This is a genomic window from Streptomyces sp. BR1 (genome assembly GCF_052373795.1).
In the GTDB taxonomy this organism is placed as follows: Bacteria; Actinomycetota; Actinomycetes; order Streptomycetales; family Streptomycetaceae; genus Streptomyces.
Genome location: NZ_CM126252.1, coordinates 1,558,476 through 1,578,101, shown reverse-complemented (window position 1 = coordinate 1,578,101; position 19,626 = coordinate 1,558,476). Strand labels below are relative to the sequence as shown.

Here is a 19,626-nt window from a genome sequence, read left to right as displayed (position 1 = left end):
CGCGACGCACACCGAGGGGGCCCGCGCGGTGCGCGGGCCCCCTCGGGTCGTCAAGGCTTCCCCTACGGGGAAGCGGTTGCCGCGAAGAAGCGGCTACTCCTGTTTCTTGCGGCGCGTGCCGAAGACGATCTCGTCCCAGCTCGGCACGGCGGCCCGGCGCCCGGGCCGGACGCCGTCCGCCTCGGCCTGGCGGTCGGTCGTGCCGGTGAGCCGGTCGCGGTGACCGCTCACCGAGCGCGGCATCAGGACGTCCGCGTACGCGGCACCCGCACCCGCCGAGGCGGCGGGCGCCGGCGGCTCCTCGACCTCCGGCTCGGCCTCGGGCTCGCTCGCCGGGGGCTCGGGCGGGGCGGTGGGCCGCTCGGGCACCACCATGTCGCCCCGGAAGCTGGGCACCGCCTCCAGGAGGCTGGTGAGCGAGTCGCTCTCGTCCACAGGTTCCGGCGCGGGCGCGGTGGGACGCTCCAGTGGCCGGTCCAACTGCCGGTCCAGGGCGCGGTCCAGCGGCCGGTCCCGGGGCAGCCGGGCGATCCTGGGCACGAACGGGAAGCTCGGCTCGGGGGTGTCGTCGCTCTCGCCGATCAGCGAGCGGGCCTCGTCGTCGACGGCCTGGACGAGGCGGCGCGGCGGGTCGTACGTCCAGCTCGCCGCGTGCGGCTCGGTGGCCACACGGTAGACGAGCAGGACCTCCCAGGTGCCGTCGTCACGGCGCCAGGAGTCCCACTGGACGCTGTCCTTGTCGGCGCCGCGCAGCAGCAGCCGTTCCTGGACCGCCTCGCCGAGCTGCGGTCCGGTGTTCTCGCCGGGACGGCGTACGGGGGTCTTGCGGGCCCGCTCGGCCATGAAGGCGCGCTCCGCGAGCACCGGGCCCTCGAAGCGGCGCACCCGGTCGACGGGGATCCCGGCGAGCTGGGCGACCTCTTCGGCCGAGGCACCGGCTCGTATACGCGCCTGGATGTCGCGGGGCCGGAGGTGGCTCTCCACCTCGATCTCGATCTGGCCCAGGCGAGCACGGTCGTTGCGCACGGCGGCGCGCAGCCGCTCATCGATCGGAAGCGTGTATTCCGTGCTGTCCGCAGCCTTGAGCACCAGTCGTGTGCCGTCGTTGGAGACGGCCACGACACGCAGTTCGGGCATGGGGACCTCCCGGGTGGTGCCTGCCGACGTCACCTGCGTCGCTGCTTCCGCTAGTCGAGTGTGGCCTGCCCGGGTGCAGCCTGCCACAACATTGCCGAGTTGCCCGGCGTGTCGGGCATGTGCCCTGGTACGCCGTTATGGCACGGTTACCTATTTGCAACGCAGAGTGACCGATGTGGTCGCTCCACCAGCAGGCGCCCGTACGGTGCCACGGCTCCGCCGGTTCGAGTGCCGCTTTCGGCCCCCTCCCGCAGGACCCGGAAACCCGTGAGGGAGACCAGGCCCAGGGCTCGCCACAGTACTCCATTCGGGCCACCTGGGTGGACCGCCGCGCCGCCGAAGTTCTCCCGGGGGGCGGGAGTTGGACGCCGCGTGCCGTGACGACACGTACTTCGTACGTGTCGTGCTTCACACAATCGCCAGAAACGGAACTATTCGCTTCGCCCATGGGTCCCCTCTACGTACAAGCTGGCGGAGAAGGGCGAACAGAGGCTGTAGATGGGTGAGAAGCCGGATACCGGGACGAAGCAGGATGAAAAGCGCCTCGACCTGAGCGTTCCCCAGGTCGCGGGCAGCGCGCTCGCGGCGATCGCGGCCGCCGTGCTCGCCTCCAAGCTCGGCGTCTACGGGACGATCCTGGGCGCCGGTGTGGTGAGCGTCGTCGCCACCTGCGGCGGCACGGTCTTCCAGCATCTGTTCCGCCGGACCGGGGAGCAGCTGCGCGACGTCACCGTCCAGACGATCCCGAAGGCCCGGCAGACGCCGGGGCTGCCCGCGTACGAGGAGACGCGCCAGGGCGAGTTCGGCGCGGCCACCGTCCACGGCACCCGCGTCCGGGGCTGGAAGCGCTCCGCGCTGGGCGCCGCGGTCGTCTTCGTCATCGCGATGGCCGGCATCACCACGTACGAACTGGCGTCCGACTCGAAGCTGAGCGGCGGCAAGGGCGGCACCACCTTCGGCTCGGTCGTCAGCGGCAGCGGCGCCAGGTCGTCCGACAAGGAGCCGGAGACCGACCGCGACAACCGCCACACCCCGGACACGGGCACCGGCGGCGGGCAGTCGCCCTCCAAGGACCCGGGCCAGGGCGGCGGTTCGACGTCCGGCACGAGCGGCACGTCCGGTGGTTCGACCGGTACGAGCCCGACGCCCACCCCGTCCACCTCGCCCGGCACCACCACCGGCGGCCAGGGCGCGACCGGCGGCACCCCGAGCCCGCCGCCGTCCCCGTCCCCGAGCAAGGACACGGGCGCGGCCGACGGCGGCACGAGCTCGGGCTCGACTCCGAAGGCCGAATCCCCGGCCCCGCCCACCACCTGAGTCAGTCGCCCAGCACCCGCCGCAGATACGCGTTGGCGAACCGCCGTTCCGGGTCGAGCCGGTCGCGCAGCGCGGTGAACTCGCCGAAGCGCGGATAGGCCTCGGCGAAGTACTCGGCGTCGCGGGTGTGCACCTTGCCCCAGTGCGGACGGCCGCCGTGCGCGGTCATGATCCGCTCCACGGCGGTGAAGTACGCCTGGTACGGCGTGCCCTTGTACATGTGCACGGCGATGTAGGCGGTGTCCCGGCCGGACGCCGTGGAGAGCGCGATGTCGTCGGCCGGCGCCGTGCGCACCTCGACCGGGAAGCTCACCCGCAGACCGGAGCGGTCGACCAGCATGCGCACCTCGCGCAGCACGTCGACGACGTCCTCGCGCGCGAGGGCGTACTCCATCTCCACGAACCGCACCCGCCGTGGACTTGTGAAGACCTTGTACGGAATGTCGGTGTACGTACGGGCGGAGAGGGCGCGGCTGGAGATCCTGGCGATCGCCGGGATCGTCGCGGGCACGGCCCGGCCCAGTGAACAGGCCACCTGGAAGACCCCGTTGGAGAGCAGCTCGTCCTCGACCCAGCCGCTCACCCGGCCGGCCGGGGCGGCGGGGCCCGCGCTGCGGTTGTTGCGCTTGGTGTTGCAGTTGCCGGTGTGCGGGAACCAGTAGAACTCGAAGTGCTCGTTCTCCGCGAACAGTTCGTCGAACTCGCCCGTCACCCGGTCGAACGTCATCGGCTCCTCGCGCGCGGTGAGCAGGAACTCCGGCTCCACCGCGAAGGTGATCGCGGTGACGATCCCGAGCGCCCCGAGCCCGATCCGGGCCGCCGCGAAGACCTCCGGGTTCTCCTTCGCCGAGCAGGTGAGCAGCGAGCCGTCCGCGGTGACCAGCTCAAGTGCCGTGATCTGGGCGGCTATCGACGCCGAGTCGCGGCCGGTGCCATGGGTTCCGGTCGCGGTGGCCCCGGCCACCGTCTGCTCCATGATGTCGCCCATGTTGGTGAGGGAGAGCCCCTCGCGCGCGAGGACCGCGTTCAAACGCTTCAGGGGCGTGCCCGCCTCGACCGTCACGGTCATCGCCGTACGGTCGATCTCGCGTATGCCGGTGAGCAGATCGGGGCGTATGAGCACGCCGTCGGTGGCCGCCGTCGTGGTGAAGGAGTGGCCGGTGCCGACCGCCTTCACCTTCAGGCCGTCCCCGGCCGCCCTGCGGACCACCGCGGCCACCTCGGCCGCCGAGGCGGGGGACACCTCCCGGACCGGCCGTGCGGTGACGTTGCCCGCCCAGTTACGCCACGTGCTGCTGCTCGCTCCGCTCATCTGCCAGCCCCTCCCGTCGTGGCGCCGGCCTGCGCAGCCGGCGGTACCCCGAGAACGCCACCGCGGCCGCGAGCGCTCCCGCCACGACGGGCACCAGATACCCCGAGCGCGCGCCCGCCGCGTCGACCGCCCACCCGGCGGCCGACGAACCGAGCGCCACACCGACCGCGAGCCCGGTACTCGTCCAGGTCATGCCCTCGGTGAGCTTGCTGCGCGGTACGTGCTGTTCGACGAGGGCCATGGTCGACACCATCGTCGGCGCGATGGACAGGCCCGCGACAAAGAGCGCCACGGCCAGGAACGGCAGGCTCCCGGCCAGTTGGAGCGGGATCATACTCACCGCCATCGCACACACGCCCACCAGCCACCTCTTGGCAGGGGCGCCCTTGAACCGCAGCAGCCCGAACACCGCACCCGCCAGACACGAGCCGAGCGCATACGCCGCGAGCACCAGACTGGCCGCCGCCTTGTGGCCGCGCTCGTCAGCGAAGGCCACGGTGACCACGTCGACCGCGCCGAAGATCGCGCCGGTGGCGACGAAGGTGGCGACCAGGACCTGGAGGCCGGGGGAGCGCAGCGCCGAGCCGCCGGTGTGGTGCTCGCGCGGATGCGGTACCGGCTCGGTGGCGCGCTGGGCGGTCAGCCAGAAGACGCCGGCGACCAGGAAGGCGGCCGCCATCAGCGGCCCCGCCTCGGCGAACCAGGCGGTGGAGAGCCCGATGGAGAGGATCGGCCCGACGATGAAGCAGAGCTCGTCGACGATCGACTCCCAGGAGTACGCCGCGTGCAGGCTCTGGCCGTCGCCCCGGTAGATCTCGGCCCAGCGGGCCCGGACCATCGAGCCGACGCTCGGCACACAGCCCGCGGCCGCCGAGAACACGAACAGCGTCCAGTCCGGCGCCCCCTGCTGGGCGCAGACGAGCAGTCCGGCGACGGCCGCCACCGCCGCGAGCGTGGCGGGCCGCAGCACCCGGCGCTGCCCGTGCCGGTCGACGAGCCGGGAGATGTACGGCCCGAGCACGGCGGCCGACATGGCGAGCGTCGCCGAGAGCGCGCCCGCGAGCCCGTAACGGCCGGTGAGCTGGGAGACCATCGTGACGACGCCGATGCCCATCATCGACAGCGGCATCCGCCCGAGGAGGCCGGCGGCGGAGAACCCCCTGGTGCCGGGGGCGGCGAATATCGCGCGGTAGGGACTGGCCATGCGAGGCTCCGGCTTCCGGCTCAACCGAGCAGTTAATTCCTAAAGCTTACGGTGTTGAACTTACGGTGCGGAGTGGCGCCTGCGCACCATGTTTTCCGTGCGCCGCCGTCCCGGGTTGCCGATGGGGCCGGTTCGGCGGGGCCGCGTTCCCGGTGCCCCGGTTGTCAGTGGCGGATGGCAGGATCGATGCCATGTCCGATCTGCGCGATCAAGCTTCTGGAGCGGCCCTCGAAGCGGCTCCTTACGACGCCCTGCTGCTGCTCTCCTTCGGCGGCCCGGAGGGTCCCGACGACGTGGTCCCGTTCCTGGAGAACGTGACGCGCGGCCGGGGCATCCCACGGGAGCGGCTGAAGGAAGTCGGTCAGCACTACTTCCTCTTCGGCGGGGTCAGCCCCATCAACGAGCAGAACCGCGCCCTGCTCGAAGCCCTGCGCAAGGACTTCGCGCAGAACAGCCTGGACCTCCCGGTCCACTGGGGCAACCGGAACTGGGCGCCGTACCTCACGGACACGCTGCGCGAGATGGCGCTGGCCGGCCACCGCCGTATCGCCGTGCTCACCACCAGTGCGTACGCGTCGTACTCGGGCTGCCGCCAGTACCGCGAGAACCTGGCGGACGCGCTGGCCGCCCTGGAAGCGGAGGGCATCGAGCCGCCCCGCGTGGACAAGCTGCGGCACTACTTCAACCACCCCGGCTTCGTGCGCCCGATGATCGACGGCGTGCTCGCCTCGCTCGCCGCGCTGCCGGAGGAGGTCCGCGCGGGCGCCCACCTCGCGTTCACCACGCACTCGATCCCCACCGCGTCCGCCGACGCCTCGGGCCCGGTGGAGGAGCACGGGGACGGCGGCGCGTATGTGAGCGAGCACCTGGACGTGGCCCGGGTGATCGCCGACGCCGTGCGCGAGGAGACCGGGGTGCAGCGGCCCTGGGAGCTCGTCTACCAGTCGCGCTCCGGCGCCCCGCACATCCCGTGGTTGGAGCCGGACATCTGCGACCACCTGGAGGCGCTGCACGGGGACGGCGCCCCGGCGGTCGTGATGGTGCCCATCGGGTTCGTGTCGGACCACATGGAGGTCCTGTACGACCTGGACACCGAGGCCACGGCCAAGGCGGCCGAGCTCGGGCTTCCGATCGCCCGGTCGGCCACGGTCGGCGCGGACCCGCGGTTCGCCGCGGCCGTGCGCGAGCTCGTCCTGGAGCGGGCGGCGGCCGAGCGCGGGGAGTCCGTGGAGCGCTGCGCCCTGGGCGCGCTCGCCCCCTCGCACGACCTGTGTCCGGTCGGCTGCTGCCCCGCCCGGGCGCCGCGGCCCGCCGCGGCCGGCGCCGACAGCCCGTACGCGTAAGGAGCGACCATGCCCGCCGAGAACACAGAGAACACCGAGAACCGCGAACTCCTCGCGCTCGCCCTGGAGGCCGCCCGGCGGGCCGGGGCGCTGCTGCGCGACGGGCGCCCGGCCGACCTGGGCGTCGCCGCCACCAAGACCAGCCCGATCGACGTCGTCACCGAGATGGACATCGCGGCCGAGAAGCTGATCACCGGCTTCCTGGCCGAGCACCGCCCCGACGACGGCTTCCTCGGTGAGGAGGGCGCCTCCAGCGAGGGCACCAGCGGGGTGCGCTGGGTCATCGACCCGCTCGACGGAACCGTCAACTACCTTTACGGGCTGCCCACTTGGGCCGTCTCCATCGCCGCCGAGCGGGACGGGGTGCGGGTCGCGGGCGTGGTCGAGGCGCCGATGCGCGGCGAGACGTACCACGCGGTGCTCGGCGGCGGCGCGTTCGTGGGCGAGCGGCCGCTGCGCTGCCGCCCGGCGGCCCCGCTCGACCAGTCGCTGCTCGGGACCGGCTTCGCCTATGTCCAGTCGGTGCGGGCCCACCAGGCGGAGATCGCGGCCAAGCTGATCCCGCGGTTCCGGGACGTGCGGCGCGGCGGTTCGGCGGCGATCGACCTGTGCGACGTGGCGGCCGGGCGTCTGGACGCGTACTACGAGCGCGGGCTCAACCCCTGGGACCTGGCGGCGGGCGACCTCATCGCGCGCGAGGCGGGCGCCCTGACCGGCGGACGCCCGGGCGACCCGGCCTCCCGGGACCTGACGATCGCCGCGACCCCGGAGCTCTTCGGCCCGCTCCAGGCCCTCCTTGAGGAGTACGGGGCCTGGCACGACTGAGCGGGCCTGTGGACAGCGCGAACCCCCGGCACCGTCCTGCGATGCCGGGGGTTCGCGTGCTGCTCAGCTTGCCGTGGCCACCACCTCGACGCCGTGTTCGGCGGCGAGGCGATGGAGATCGTCGAGCTCGGCCTGTTCGACTTCCACCAGGAAGTCGTCGCCGTTCTCGCGGGCCCGCGTGAGGTCCGTCTCCGTGGCCCTTATGCGCTGCAGGAGTCCTGCGGTGAATGCGTCCATGGTGCGCCCCCTCGTCGTGGGTCGGTGGCACGGGGGTGTGCCGACGGTGGGTCACGATCACGAGCAGCAGGTAGTGGCATGCCACATACAGGGCGTGATCGCGGGTGTGCAGTCGTCCTCCCCCCACCCGGTCCCACAGAAACCTCAACTCGCGCGAGAATCCGGCGAATTCCGTCGCCGCCGGTGAACCCGCAGGTCGGACGGCGACTGTGCGGTGGCACCGTCTTACCGCCGGTTTATGGCCGTAAGGGGCAGGATGGAAGCACACAGTCACTGCTTCAGTGCCCACAGAACGGCCCACACGGGCTCGGAAGAACCGCCCGCGTGGGCCTGCGTGCCCCAGGGCGCTGCTGCCCGCGAGGGCTCAGAGGAAGGAAAAGCGCCGTGCGCGTACTCGTCGTCGAGGACGAGCAGCTGCTCGCCGATGCGGTGGCCACCGGACTGCGCCGGGAGGCCATGGCCGTCGACGTCGTCTACGACGGCGCCGCCGCCCTGGAGCGCATCGGTGTCAACGACTACGACGTGGTCGTGCTCGACCGGGACCTCCCGCTGGTGCACGGCGACGACGTCTGCCGCAAGATCGTCGAGCTCGGGATGCCCACCCGGGTCCTGATGCTGACCGCCTCCGGCGACGTCAGCGACCGTGTCGAGGGCCTGGAGATCGGCGCCGACGACTATCTGCCCAAGCCGTTCGCCTTCAGCGAGCTCACCGCGCGCGTGCGGGCGCTCGGCCGGCGTACGACGGTGCCGCTGCCGCCCATCCTGGAGCGCGCCGGTATCAAGCTCGACCCGAACCGGCGCGAGATCTTCCGCGACGGCAAGGAGATCCAGCTGGCCCCGAAGGAGTTCGCGGTCCTGGAGGTCCTGATGCGCAGCGAGGGCGCCGTGGTCTCGGCCGAGCAGCTGCTTGAGAAGGCGTGGGACGAGAACACCGACCCGTTCACCAACGTGGTGCGCGTGACCGTCATGACGCTGCGCCGCAAGCTCGGCGAGCCGCCCGTCATCGTCACGGTGCCGGGCTCGGGATACCGGATCTGACCCCGATGGCCACGACCCCCGCGCCGCCACCGACGGCGCCACCGAAACCGACCTGGGACCCCCGAGGTGCCGAGCCCCCGTTCCCCTGGGTGCGCCCGACCATCCGGATAAGGCTCACGCTGCTCTACGGCGGCATGTTCATGATCGCGGGCATCCTGCTGCTCTCGATCATCTACCTGCTCGCGGCCGCCGCCTTGCACACGGCCAACGATCTGCCCTTCAAGCTGCTGCCCGAGAGCAAGATCCAGCTGACCAGCAACTCGTGCCCGGCGCTCGCCCCCGGCCTGTCGGCCGACGAGGCGAACGCCGCGCTCAAGGCGTGCGTCGCCGAGCAGCGCCAGCACGCGCTCGACGATCTGCTGACCCGCTCGCTGATGGCGCTCGTGGGCCTCAGCGTCATCGCGTTCGCGTTCGGATACGCGATGGCCGGCCGGGTCCTGTCGCCGCTGGGCCGGATCACCCGCACCGCCCGCCGGGTGGCCGGGACCGACCTGACCCGGCGGATCGAGCTGGACGGCCCGGACGACGAGCTCAAGGAGCTCGCGGACACCTTCGACGACATGCTGGACCGCCTGGAGCGGGCCTTCACCGCCCAGCAGCGGTTCGTGGCGAACGCCTCGCACGAGCTGAGAACCCCGCTGGCGATCAACCGCACGCTCCTGGAGGTCCACCTCTCCGACCCCGGGGCGCCCGTGGAGCTCCAGCAGCTCGGCAAGACGCTGCTGGCCACCAACGAGCGCAGCGAGCAGCTGGTGGAGGGCCTGCTGCTGCTCGCCCGCAGCGACAACGAGATCGTCGACCGCAAGCCCGTCGACCTCGCCGAGGTCGCCTCCCGCGCCATCGACCAGGCGCGCGGGGAGGCCGAGGCCAAGGGCGTGGAGATCCGCGGCGAGCGGGCGCCCGCCGTGGTGCAGGGCAACGGGGTCCTGCTGGAGCGGATCGCGCTGAACCTGGTGCAGAATGCGGTGCGCTACAACGTCCCCGAGGACGGCTGGGTGTCGGTGACCACCGAGCTCCAGCAGGGACAGGCCGTCCTGCTGGTCTCGAACACGGGGCCGGTGGTTCCCGCGTACGAGATCGACAACCTCTTCGAGCCGTTCCGGAGGCTCCGCACGGAGCGCACGGGCAGCGACAAGGGTGTCGGGCTCGGGCTTTCCATCGCGCGATCCGTCGCGCGGGCCCACGGAGGCCGTATCATCGCGGAGCCCCGCGAGGGCGGCGGCCTCGTGATGCGTGTCACCATGCCAGTTTGAGATGCTTTTCGATGCCGTCGAGAAGTTCGCTTTGAGCGGAATTTTCGGGACCCGTTCCGGAGATGTCCGTGTGTGATCAATCACAAGGGCAAATTTCCGGCCATCTACTCTCCGTGATCATTGCCTCCGCCGGAAAACCGGGAAAAGTCCGGGTTTCCGGGGGGTGAGATCACGGGAAGTACACGGGGTGACGCCCGTGAAGTGCGACATTCGGACCGTGTACGGTCCCGATCGCCATCCAAGACGATCACTCTTGAGGAGTGCGGCTGGGTGTCGATTGAGTAACAGACCTTGATGTGAGGCAAAATCTCCGCCTCGGGTCGGGCACAAGTCCGGCCTCTCACGCGTTACGTGCGCTGGAGACACCGCAACCACCCAGAGGGGGAGAGCGACATGGCAACGGACTACGACACCCCACGCAAGACCGATGACGACGTCGATTCCGACAGTCTTGAAGAACTGAAGGCCCGGCGGAACGACAAGTCGGCCTCGGCCGTCGACGTCGACGATTTCGAGGCCGCGGAGGGCATGGAACTGCCCGGCGCGGACCTTTCCAACGAGGAGCTCGCCGTTCGGGTCCTGCCCAAGCAGGCCGACGAGTTCACCTGCATGAGCTGCTTCCTCGTGCACCACCGCAGCCAGCTGGCCCGGGAGAAGAACGGCCAGCCGATCTGCCGCGACTGCGACTGATCAGGCAGGCCGTGGCGTGGCAGGCGCCGAACCGCCCCGGAAGCGACCGTTCCGGCGAAAGGGTGCCTCGGGTACGCCCGAGGCGTCACAGGGCGGCACAGGCCCGGCAGAGGGCGTCCAGACGCCCGCCGAGCCCTCCGCCCTCCCCGCGGTGAGCTCTGCCGCTCGTGCACGTGACGACGAGCGGGGCCGGCCGGCCTCGCTCGAAGCAGTACTGGACGACCAGGCGGGGCCCGCGGCCGGGGCCCGACGCCTGGGCGCCCTGAGAAAAGCCGCCGCCGACAAAGGCGTGCCGGCCCTGAAGAACGGGGTGCGCAAGAGCGGCGCGAGCGCGAAGGCGGGGCTCGGCCATCTCGCCGACCGCGTCATCGAGATCGCCCCGCGTATTCCGGTGCGCGACCTGACCACGTTGCGCGCCCACTTTCCGGGCCTCGGCCCGGAGGAAATCGCCGACAAACTCATCGCGGGCGCGGCCAACGCCACCTCCGCGGTGGGCGCGGGAATCGGCGCCGCCGCGATGCTGCCCGTTCCGCCCGCCATGCCGGCCGAGCTCGCCGCCGAGGTCACCGGAGTCGCGGCCATCGAGCTCAAGCTGATCGCCGAGCTCCACGAGGTCTACGGAATGCGGCCGTCCGGCAATCTCACCCAGCGCTCCACGGCGTATCTGACGTCCTGGACCGAGGAGCGGGGTGTCCAGGTGACCAAGCCGTCGACCGTCAATGCGGCGCTCGGCGTGCAGATGAAGCGCGAGCTGCGCCAGCAGATCATGAAGCGCATGGTGCGGAATCTGCCGAATCTGACGCCGTTCATGGTCGGGGCGGCGGTGGGTGCCGTCATGAACCGGCGGGATACGAAGAAAGTCGCCGCGCGGGTCCGCGCGGATCTGCGGGCCCGGCAGGTGCCGTGGGACGCGCTGCCCGAGCTGCCTCCGCTGGAGCGCCCCACCGACCCGCTGCGGCCGGGTGAGCTGCCCAAGGAGCTCGGCAGCTAGCCGTCTGCGCCTGCGGCGGGCTTTGCCCCACCCCGCCCCTTCCCGAAAGCCCTTGGCGGGCCGCCGTTGCGGGGGCTCTGCCCCCGGGCCCCCGCTCCTCAAACGCCGGAGGGGATTAGGCCCGCAGCCCGTCCAGTGCCGCCTTGAGCGCCTGCGGGTCCCTCGTCGAGAGGTAGACGTACGGGGTCGGGTCCTGCGGGTCCGTGACCTCCACCCGGACCGCCGTCGGGATGTAGCTGCGCAGCAGCATGAACGCGCGGGGGTCGGCCTTGTGGAGGCGCCAGGCCCGGGCCTCCTCCGCGTCCAGGACCTCAGGTTCGCCCAGTGCCGTCACCGGGATCCGGGCGTCGCCCGCGACCAGGGTGCCCGCGACGACCCGGATGCGTACCGAGCCGTACGAACTGACCACCACGGCGGCCGCGGCCGTGCCGCCGATGAGGCCGCCCAGGAGCGGCAGGCCGCCCAGCGGCAGCAGCATCAGCGCGCACGCGACGCCCACCAGGGCGGCGATCATCCACCAGGAGCGGGGCGCGGTGAGGCGTTCGGTGTACTGAGGGGCGTTCGGCTGCATGACAGCAAGCTTGGCACGACGCGCTTCGCGCCCGGGACCGCGGGTAAGGTCAGCGGCTGTGACTGCTAGATCTGCGTCCCTGACGCCCCCGGCCGACGCCGCGCCGCCGGTCAGGCACCCCGACGCGCCCGCCCCCGGAGAGCTGCTCGGCGCACACTACGAGCACTGCTTCGGCTGCGGCGGCGGACAGCCCCACGGGCTGCACCTCCAGGCGCGGGCCGGCGAGGGCGTGCGGGTGACCGCCGAGTTCACCGTGCGCCCCGCCCACCAGGGCGCCCCGGGCCTCGCGCACGGCGGCGTGCTCGCCACCGCGCTCGACGAGACGCTCGGCTCGCTGAACTGGCTGCTCCAGACCATCGCCGTGACCGGCCGCCTGGAGACCGACTTCGTGCGGCCGGTGCCGCTGGACACCGTGCTGTTCCTGGAGGCCGAGGTCACCGCCGTATCGGGCCGGAAGATCTACTCCACCGCGACCGGCCGGATAGGCGGCCCCGACGGGCCCGTGGCGGTCCGGGCCGACGCGCTGTTCATCGAGGTGAAGGTGGACCACTTCATCGAGAACGGCCGCGCCGAGGAGATCCAGGCCGTCATGTCCGACCCCGACCAGGTCAGGCGCGCCCGCGCCTTCGAGGTGAACCCGTGACCCGTAACCCCGTAGACGTCCTCATCCGCCGAGTCGACCCCGAGGTGCCGATTCCGGCGTACGGGCACCCCGGCGACGCGGGCGCCGACCTCGTCACCACCGAGGCCGCCGAACTCGCTCCGGGGGAGCGGGCGGTGCTGCCGACGGGGGTGAGTATCGCCCTGCCCGACGGGTACGCGGCCTTTGTGCATCCGAGGTCCGGCCTGGCCGCACGCTGCGGTGTCGCCCTGGTGAATGCCCCAGGGACGGTGGATGCCGGGTACCGTGGGGAAATCAAGGTGATCGTGGTCAATCTCGACCCGCGCGAGAGCGTGCGGTTCGAGCGATTCGACCGGATTGCCCAACTGGTCGTCCAGCAGGTCGAGAAGGTGCGCTTCCACGAGGTGGCGGAGCTTCCCGGCTCGGCGCGGGCCGAGGGGGGCTTCGGTTCCACTGGCGGTCATGCCGCCGTGGGCAGGGCCCTCGGCAGTGAACAGGGTGGGAATCGATACGCTTCGGTCGTATCCGACCGGGAAGGACAGTGACGTGTTCGGACGTCGCAAGAAGAGCGGATCCGCCGAGGACACGGCGGGCGAGGCCGAGCAGGTCGTCGACGGCATTGACGCCGAAGATGCCGACTACGCCGATGATGCCGCTGACGAGGGCGAGCCGCGTCGGGTGAACCTGCCGCCGGCCCCTCGGCCGGACGGCCCGTGGGACATCTCCGAGGTGTCCGAGGCCGGCGAGGGCCGGGTCGACCTGGGCGGCCTGTTCGTCCCCGGGGTCGAGGGGATGGAGCTGCGGGTCGAGGTCGCGGGCGACGCGATCGTGGCGGCCACTGTCGTGCTGCGCGACAGCGCGGTGCAGTTGCAGGCCTTCGCGGCCCCCAAGAACGAGGGGATCTGGGGCGAGGTCCGCGAGGAGATCGCCTCCGGCATCACACAGCAGGGCGGGATCATCGACGAGGTCGAGGGTCCGCTGGGCTGGGAGCTGCGGGCCCAGGTGCCGGTGCAGCTGCCGGACGGGACCAACGGGGTCCAGCTGGTCCGCTTCGTGGGCGTGGACGGCCCGCGCTGGTTCCTGCGCGGTGTCATCTCCGGCCAGGGCGCGGTGCAGCCGCAGGCGGCCGGGCTGCTTGAGCAGATCTTCCAGGACACGGTCGTCGTGCGCGGCGAGGGCCCGATGGCCCCGCGCGACCCGATCGTCCTGAAGCTCCCGGACGACGCGCAGATGATGCCCGACGGCGTCCAGCAGGAGGAGCAGGAGGGCTCCCGCTTCTCCGGCGGAATGGGCCAGCTCCAGCGCGGCCCGGAAATCACCGAGGTCCGCTGACCCGAAACGGGTTCACAAGGATGGGCCGTACCCCTGCGTGGGGGGGTGCGGCCCATCGGCCGTTTTTCAAGGGGCGCGGGGAACTGCGCGACCAGCCCAAGACGGCCCGCAGTCGCACAACGACATCTCCAGCGGAGCATTGGGCGCACATCATTGACGTGTCCATAGCCAAGCCCTAGGTTCACGGGCCATCGCGGGCGTTCAAATGGACGCCCATCGTTCACGTACAAGAACGGATGGCCCCACATGCCCCTGTGCATACCCCCGCGTGCCACCCACCGCAAACGCCGCACCATAGGTGCCGCGCTCGCCGTAGCGGCGGTGCTCGGCACCCTAACCGCCGGGCTAAGCGCGACGGCCCGCCCGGCCAAGGCAGCCGCAACCGCAACCGCGCCCACAGGCTTCGTCCACCCCGGCGTCCTCGTCTCAAGGCCCCAACTCGACTTCGCCCGCAAGCAGGTAAACGCCGGCGCCCAGCCCTGGAAGGCCGCGTACGACCAGATGACGGCGAGCCCGTACGCCGACCTCAGCCGTACGCCCAAGCCCCGCGCCGTCGTGGAGTGCGGCCCGTACTCCAACCCCAACCACGGCTGCACCGACGAGCGCGAGGACGCCCTCGCCGCGTACACCGACGCCCTCGCCTGGTACATCACCCAGGACAGCCGGTACGCGAAGAAGGCCATCGAGCTCATGGACGCCTGGTCGGGCGTGATCACGAGCCACACCGACTCCAACGCGCCCCTCCAGACCGGCTGGTCGGGTTCGGTGTGGCCGCGCGCGGCCGAGATCATCCGGGCCACGTACAACGGCGGCTGGGAGCAACAGGGCCGGTTCGCGACCATGCTGCGCACGGTCTATCTGCCCGAGGTGATCAACGGCTCGAACTCCAACGGCAACTGGGAGCTGTCGATGATGGAGGCCGCCGTCGGCATCTCCGTCTTCCTGGACGACCGGACCTCGTACGACAAGGCCATGGCCAGGTTCCGCACCCGCGCCGCCGCGTATGTCTACCTCGCTTCGGACGGGGCGCTGCCCAAGACTGTGCCCTCCCAGCACCTCGACACCCGGGACAAGATCGTCAAGTACTGGCAGGGGCAGTCCACCTTCGTCACCGGCCTCACCCAGGAGACCTGCCGCGACTTCACCCACACCGGATACGGCATCTCCGCGATCTCGCACACCGCCGAGACCAGCCGTATCCAGGGCCAGGACCTCTACTCGACGGACATCGGCGAGCGGCTGCGGCAGGCGCTCGGCTTCCAGGCCACGTACGAGCTGGGCGCGGCCGTGCCGAGCTGGCTCTGCGGCGGCAGCGTCAAGCGCGGCCTCGGCCCGGTCACCGAGGTCGGCTACAACGCCCTGCACAACCGGCTCGGCATCGCCATGGCGCACGCCCGGACGCTCACCGAGCAGAACCGTCCCGCCGGCTCCGACAACCTCTTCGTCGCCTGGGAGACGCTGACGCACGGCGACAACCCGAACTGATCCAAGGCCGTCCATTGCCCGGCCGGACGCCATCTGCCCATACTGGCGCCCGGCGGGGCATCACGGACGTACGGGGGAGCGCATGAGCGAGAGCACCAGCGGACGCGGCGGCACGGCGGCGCTCGCCGAGGAGCCGGGCGCCGGGCCGATGGTCCGCGTCGAGGACCTGCGCCGCTCGTACGGCGAGGGCGCGGCCGCCGTGCACGCGCTGCGCGGGGTCTCCTTCGAGGTGCCGCGCGGCGAGCTCGTCGCCCTCAAGGGCCGCTCCGGCTCCGGCAAGACGACCCTGCTCAACCTGGTCGGCGGGCTCGACCGACCGGACGGCGGCAGCGTCACCGTCGACTCCACGGATCTGGCCGGACTCGGCGAGGAGGGCCTGCTCGCGCTGCGCCGCGACCGTATCGGCTTCATCTTCCAGTCCTTCGGACTGATCCCGATCCTCAGCGCCGCCGAGAACGTCGGCGTGCCGATGCGGCTGCGCCGGACCGACCCCGCCGAGCGCGACGCGCGCGTGGAACTGCTTCTTGGGCTCGTCGGGCTCGCCGACCACGCCCAGCAGCGGCCCGGCGAGCTCTCCGGCGGACAGCAGCAGCGCGTCGCCATCGCCCGCGCGCTCGCCAACCGCCCCGCGCTCCTGATCGCCGACGAGCCCACCGGCCAGCTGGACGCCGAGACCGGGCTCGCGGTGATGGAGCTGCTGCGCGCGGTGGTGCGCAGCGAGGGCGTCACGGTCCTGGTCGCCACCCACGACAGCCAGTTGCTGGGCCTCGCGGACCGGGTCCTGGAGCTCAGCGACGGGCAGATCATCGACCACGGCTGACGGATACATCGCCGACCACGACTGACGCCACCCGCCCCGCCCGCGACATCAGAATCGCGTCAATACGCACGCCAGGCCGCCCCCCGGTCCGATTTGCCCGGATCGGTGGCCGTAAGGTCGGCATCGCGTACGCAGCGATTTTCTGAAAGACAATGGGGCCATGGCACGCGGCAAGCTTCGGATATACCTCGGTTCGGCACCGGGCGTCGGCAAGACGTACGCGATGCTGTCCGAGGGCCACCGGCGCGTGGAGCGCGGCACGGACTGCGTGGTCGCGTTCGTGGAGCACCACGGCCGCCCGCGCACCGAGGTGATGCTGCACGGCCTGGAGCAGATCCAGCGCCGCGACATCGAGTACCGCGGCTCGGCCTTCACCGAGATGGACGTCGACGCGGTCCTGGAGCGCAGACCCGCGGTCGCCCTGGTCGACGAGCTCGCCCACACCAACGTCCCCGGCTCGCGCAACACCAAGCGCTGGCAGGACGTCGAGGAGCTGCTCCAGGCGGGCATCGACGTCGTCTCGACCGTCAACATCCAGCACCTGGAGTCGCTCGGCGACGTCGTCGAGTCGATAACCGGCGTACGCCAGCGCGAGACGGTGCCCGACGAGGTCGTGCGGCGTGCGGATCAGATCGAACTCGTCGACATGTCGCCCCAGGCGCTGCGCCGCCGGATGGCACACGGCAACATCTACAAGTCCGACAAGGTCGACGCGGCCCTGTCCAACTACTTCCGCCCCGGCAATCTGACCGCGCTGCGCGAGCTCGCGCTCCTGTGGGTCGCCGACCGGGTCGACGAATACCTCCAGCAGTACCGGGGCGAGCACAACATCCGCTCCACCTGGCAGGCCCGCGAGCGGATCGTCGTCGGTCTGACCGGCGGGCCCGAGGGCCGTACCCTGATCCGGCGCGCGGCCCGCATGGCCGCCAAGGGCTCCGGCAGCGAGATCCTCGCGGTGTACGTGGCCCGCAGCGACGGCCTGACCTCGGCCTCGCCCAAGGAGCTGGCCGTCCAGCGCACCCTGGTCGAAGACCTCGGGGGAACGTTTCATCACGTCATAGGCGACGACGTGCCCGCCTCGCTCCTGGAGTTCGCCCGGGGCGTCAACGCCACCCAGATCGTCCTCGGCTCCAGCCGACGCAAGGCCTGGCAGTACATGTTCGGGCCGGGCGTCGGCGCGACCGTCGCCCGGGACTCGGGGCCCGACCTCGACGTCCACATCGTCACCCACGAAGAGGTGGCGAAGGGGCGCGGACTGCCGGTGGCGCGGGGCGCGCGGCTCGGGCGGGCCCGGATCATCTGGGGCTGGGCGGCCGCGGTCATCGGCCCGGTCCTGCTGTCCATCCTGCTCACCAATGTCGACGCGGACCTCGGGCTCGCCAACGACATGCTGCTGTTCCTGACGCTCACGGTGGCCGCGGCGCTGCTCGGCGGACTGGTCCCGGCGCTCGCCTCGGCGGCCGTCGGCTCGTTCCTGCTGAACTACTACTTCACCCCGCCGATCCACAAGATCACGATCGCCGACCCGAAGAACATCGTCGCCATCGTGATCTTCGTGTTCGTGGCCGTCTCGGTGGCCTCCGTCGTCGACCTCGCGGCCCGCCGCACCCACCAGGCGGCCCGGCTGCGCGCCGAGTCCGAGATCCTGTCGTTCCTGGCGGGCAGCGTGCTGCGCGGCGAGACCACCCTGGACGCCCTCCTGGAGCGGGTCCGCGAGACCTTCGCCATGGAGTCGGTGGCCCTCCTTGAGCGCGTCAGCGACGTCGAGCCGTGGACCTGCGCGGGCAGCGTCGGGCCGCACCCCGTCGCCCGCCCCGAGGACGCCGATGTCGACATGCCCGTCGGCGACCACATGGCGCTCGCCCTGAGCGGCCGCGTACTGCCCGCCGAGGACCGCCGGGTGCTCGGCGCCTTCGCCGCCCAGGCCGCCGTCGTACTGGACCGCCAGCGCCTGGTGGACGAGGCCGAGGAGTCCCGCAAGCTCGCCGAGGGCAACCGCATCCGCACCGCGCTGCTCGCCGCCGTCAGCCACGACCTGCGCACCCCGCTCGCCTCCATCAAGGCCGCCGTCACCTCGCTGCGCTCCGGCGACGTCGAGTGGTCCGAGGAGGACGAGGCCGAGCTCCTGGCGGGCATCGAGCACGGCGCCGACCGGCTCGACCACCTCGTCGGCAACCTGCTCGACATGTCCCGCCTCAACACCGGCACCGTCGTCCCGATCATCCGCGAGATCGACCTCGACGAGGTGGTCCCGATGGCGCTCGGCGGCGTCCCCGAGGACAGCGTGGAGCTGGACATCCCGGAGACCCTGCCGATGGTCGCCGTCGACCCCGGGCTCCTGGAGCGGGCGGTGGCCAACATCGTCGAGAACGCCGTCAAGTACAGCCCCGACGCCGTGCCCGTAGTCGTCGGCGCCAGCGCCCTTGGCGACCGCGTCGAGGTGCGCGTCGCCGACCGCGGCCCCGGCGTGCCCGACGAGAGCAAAGAACGGATCTTCGAGCCCTTCCAGCGGTACGGTGACGCTCCGCGCGGCGCCGGCGTCGGACTGGGGCTCGCGGTCGCCCGGGGATTCGTCGAGTCGATGGGCGGCACCCTCACCGCCGAGGACACCCCCGGCGGCGGTATGACCATGGTTCTCACCCTCAAGGCGGTGCCCGGCCCCAGCCCGGTCGTCGCCGATCTCTCCGCCCAGGTCACCTCATGACCCGCGGCCCCCGACAGAAAGCAGGACCCGCATGACCCGGGTGCTCGTGGTGGACGACGAGCCGCAGATCGTCCGAGCGCTGGTGATCAACCTCAAGGCACGGAAGTACGAGGTGGACGCGGCCCCCGACGGGGCGACCGCGCTCCAGCTCGCCGCCGCCCGCCACCCCGACGTGGTCGTCCTCGACCTCGGCCTGCCCGACATGGACGGCGTCGAGGTGATCAAGGGGCTGCGCGGCTGGACCCGGGTCCCGATCCTGGTGCTCTCGGCCCGCCACACCTCGGACGAGAAGGTCGAGGCGCTGGACGCGGGCGCCGACGACTACGTCACCAAGCCGTTCGGCATGGACGAACTGCTGGCCCGGCTGCGCGCCGCCGTACGGCGGGCCGAGCCGGTCGGGGGCGAGGGCGCGGACGACGTGGTGACCGTGGAGACCGAGGGCTTCACCGTCGACCTGGCCGCCAAGAAGGTCAACCGGGACGGCCGCGACGTGCGCCTCACGCCCACCGAGTGGCACCTCCTGGAGGTGCTGGTGCGCAACACCGGCCGCCTGGTCAGCCAGAAGCAGCTCCTCCAGGAGGTCTGGGGCCCCTCCTACGGCACCGAGACGAACTATCTGCGCGTGTACATGGCCCAGCTGCGCCGCAAGCTGGAACTGGACCCCGCGCACCCCAGGCACTTCATCACCGAGCCGGGGATGGGGTACCGCTTCGAGGCGTGAGCGCGGGCGGGGGCCCGGCCCGCC

Annotated in this window: 19 protein-coding genes; 14 read left to right on the top strand and 5 right to left on the bottom strand. The window is 71.6% G+C overall.

The features are described from left to right. Positions 1-93: 93 nt before the first annotated feature. A complete protein-coding gene (gene sepH, locus ACT1U9_RS06465; RefSeq protein ID WP_444537413.1) occupies positions 94-1,137 on the bottom strand; it encodes a septation protein SepH in 1,044 nt (347 codons plus the stop codon). A gap of 498 nt (positions 1,138-1,635) precedes the next feature. Here sepH and ACT1U9_RS06460 point away from each other — a divergent pair, with 498 nt between their 5' ends. Then, complete coding sequence (locus tag ACT1U9_RS06460) at positions 1,636-2,454, top strand: hypothetical protein (protein ID WP_444537412.1); 819 nt, start codon at positions 1,636-1,638, stop codon at positions 2,452-2,454. Position 2,455: 1 nt separating this feature from the next. Here the strand turns inward: ACT1U9_RS06460 and ACT1U9_RS06455 are convergent, their stop codons facing one another. Together ACT1U9_RS06455 and ACT1U9_RS06450 are read right to left on the bottom strand one after the other, a co-directional pair. Further along, on the bottom strand, positions 2,456-3,766 hold the full coding sequence (locus tag ACT1U9_RS06455) for a D-arabinono-1,4-lactone oxidase (RefSeq protein WP_444537411.1): 1,311 nt from the start codon (positions 3,764-3,766) through the stop codon (positions 2,456-2,458). Then, positions 3,735-4,970, bottom strand: coding sequence for an MFS transporter (locus tag ACT1U9_RS06450; RefSeq protein ID WP_444537410.1), 1,236 nt, complete (start codon positions 4,968-4,970; stop codon positions 3,735-3,737). The genes ACT1U9_RS06455 and ACT1U9_RS06450 overlap by 32 nt, the downstream gene beginning before the upstream one ends. A 191-nt stretch (positions 4,971-5,161) precedes the next feature. On the opposite strand from ACT1U9_RS06450, the gene ACT1U9_RS06445 reads away from it, so the two are divergent. Next, positions 5,162-6,313 (top strand): ferrochelatase, encoded by a 1,152-nt coding sequence (locus ACT1U9_RS06445; protein ID WP_444537409.1) that lies wholly within the window; start codon positions 5,162-5,164, stop codon positions 6,311-6,313. Positions 6,314-6,322: 9 nt separating this feature from the next. Further along, positions 6,323-7,138: an inositol monophosphatase family protein gene (locus ACT1U9_RS06440; protein WP_444537408.1), complete on the top strand. Its 816-nt coding sequence runs from the start codon at positions 6,323-6,325 to the stop codon at positions 7,136-7,138. Positions 7,139-7,201: 63 nt separating this feature from the next. On the opposite strand, the gene ACT1U9_RS06435 is transcribed toward ACT1U9_RS06440, so the two are convergent. Beyond that, positions 7,202-7,375 carry a hypothetical protein gene (locus ACT1U9_RS06435; RefSeq protein WP_444537407.1) on the bottom strand — a complete coding sequence of 58 codons (174 nt, stop codon included), beginning with the start codon at positions 7,373-7,375 and terminating at the stop codon, positions 7,202-7,204. Between the two features lie 384 nt (positions 7,376-7,759). On the opposite strand from ACT1U9_RS06435, the gene ACT1U9_RS06430 reads away from it, so the two are divergent. The 4 genes from ACT1U9_RS06430 to ACT1U9_RS06415 all read left to right on the top strand — a co-directional run bounded on the left by ACT1U9_RS06430 (position 7,760) and on the right by ACT1U9_RS06415 (position 11,347). Next, the gene (locus ACT1U9_RS06430) at positions 7,760-8,413 is read left to right on the top strand and encodes a response regulator transcription factor (protein WP_101390599.1); all 654 of its coding nucleotides are present in this window, start codon (positions 7,760-7,762) and stop codon (positions 8,411-8,413) included. 5 nt (positions 8,414-8,418) lie between these two features. Beyond that, entirely contained in the window at positions 8,419-9,666 is a 1,248-nt protein-coding gene (locus ACT1U9_RS06425) for a sensor histidine kinase (RefSeq protein ID WP_444537406.1), read from the top strand. Positions 9,667-10,059: 393 nt separating this feature from the next. Then, the gene (locus ACT1U9_RS06420; protein WP_067165176.1) at positions 10,060-10,356 is read left to right on the top strand and encodes a DUF4193 domain-containing protein; all 297 of its coding nucleotides are present in this window, start codon (positions 10,060-10,062) and stop codon (positions 10,354-10,356) included. A 16-nt stretch (positions 10,357-10,372) separates the two neighbouring features. Then, positions 10,373-11,347: a hypothetical protein gene (locus ACT1U9_RS06415; RefSeq protein ID WP_444537405.1), complete on the top strand. Its 975-nt coding sequence runs from the start codon at positions 10,373-10,375 to the stop codon at positions 11,345-11,347. Between the two features lie 115 nt (positions 11,348-11,462). Here the strand turns inward: ACT1U9_RS06415 and ACT1U9_RS06410 are convergent, their stop codons facing one another. Then, complete coding sequence (locus ACT1U9_RS06410) at positions 11,463-11,918, bottom strand: DUF3093 domain-containing protein (protein ID WP_444537404.1); 456 nt, start codon at positions 11,916-11,918, stop codon at positions 11,463-11,465. Between the two features lie 58 nt (positions 11,919-11,976). On the opposite strand from ACT1U9_RS06410, the gene ACT1U9_RS06405 reads away from it, so the two are divergent. The 7 genes from ACT1U9_RS06405 (at position 11,977) to ACT1U9_RS06375 (ending at position 19,602) form a co-directional block, all read left to right on the top strand. Beyond that, a complete protein-coding gene (locus tag ACT1U9_RS06405; protein ID WP_188275412.1) occupies positions 11,977-12,561 on the top strand; it encodes a PaaI family thioesterase in 585 nt (194 codons plus the stop codon). Next, a complete protein-coding gene (dut, locus tag ACT1U9_RS06400) occupies positions 12,558-13,085 on the top strand; it encodes a dUTP diphosphatase (protein WP_444537403.1) in 528 nt (175 codons plus the stop codon). Before ACT1U9_RS06405 ends, dut begins: the two co-directional genes overlap by 4 nt. Position 13,086: 1 nt before the next feature. After that, positions 13,087-13,872: a DUF3710 domain-containing protein gene (locus tag ACT1U9_RS06395; protein ID WP_444537402.1), complete on the top strand. Its 786-nt coding sequence runs from the start codon at positions 13,087-13,089 to the stop codon at positions 13,870-13,872. A 246-nt stretch (positions 13,873-14,118) separates the two neighbouring features. After that, positions 14,119-15,357, top strand: coding sequence for an alginate lyase family protein (locus ACT1U9_RS06390; protein ID WP_444537401.1), 1,239 nt, complete (start codon positions 14,119-14,121; stop codon positions 15,355-15,357). A gap of 82 nt (positions 15,358-15,439) precedes the next feature. Then, positions 15,440-16,177 (top strand): ABC transporter ATP-binding protein, encoded by a 738-nt coding sequence (locus tag ACT1U9_RS06385; RefSeq protein ID WP_444537400.1) that lies wholly within the window; start codon positions 15,440-15,442, stop codon positions 16,175-16,177. A gap of 160 nt (positions 16,178-16,337) precedes the next feature. After that, on the top strand, positions 16,338-18,881 hold the full coding sequence (locus ACT1U9_RS06380) for an ATP-binding protein (RefSeq protein ID WP_444537399.1): 2,544 nt from the start codon (positions 16,338-16,340) through the stop codon (positions 18,879-18,881). 31 nt (positions 18,882-18,912) lie between these two features. After that, complete coding sequence (locus ACT1U9_RS06375) at positions 18,913-19,602, top strand: response regulator (RefSeq protein ID WP_188275406.1); 690 nt, start codon at positions 18,913-18,915, stop codon at positions 19,600-19,602. Positions 19,603-19,626: the final 24 nt, after the last annotated feature.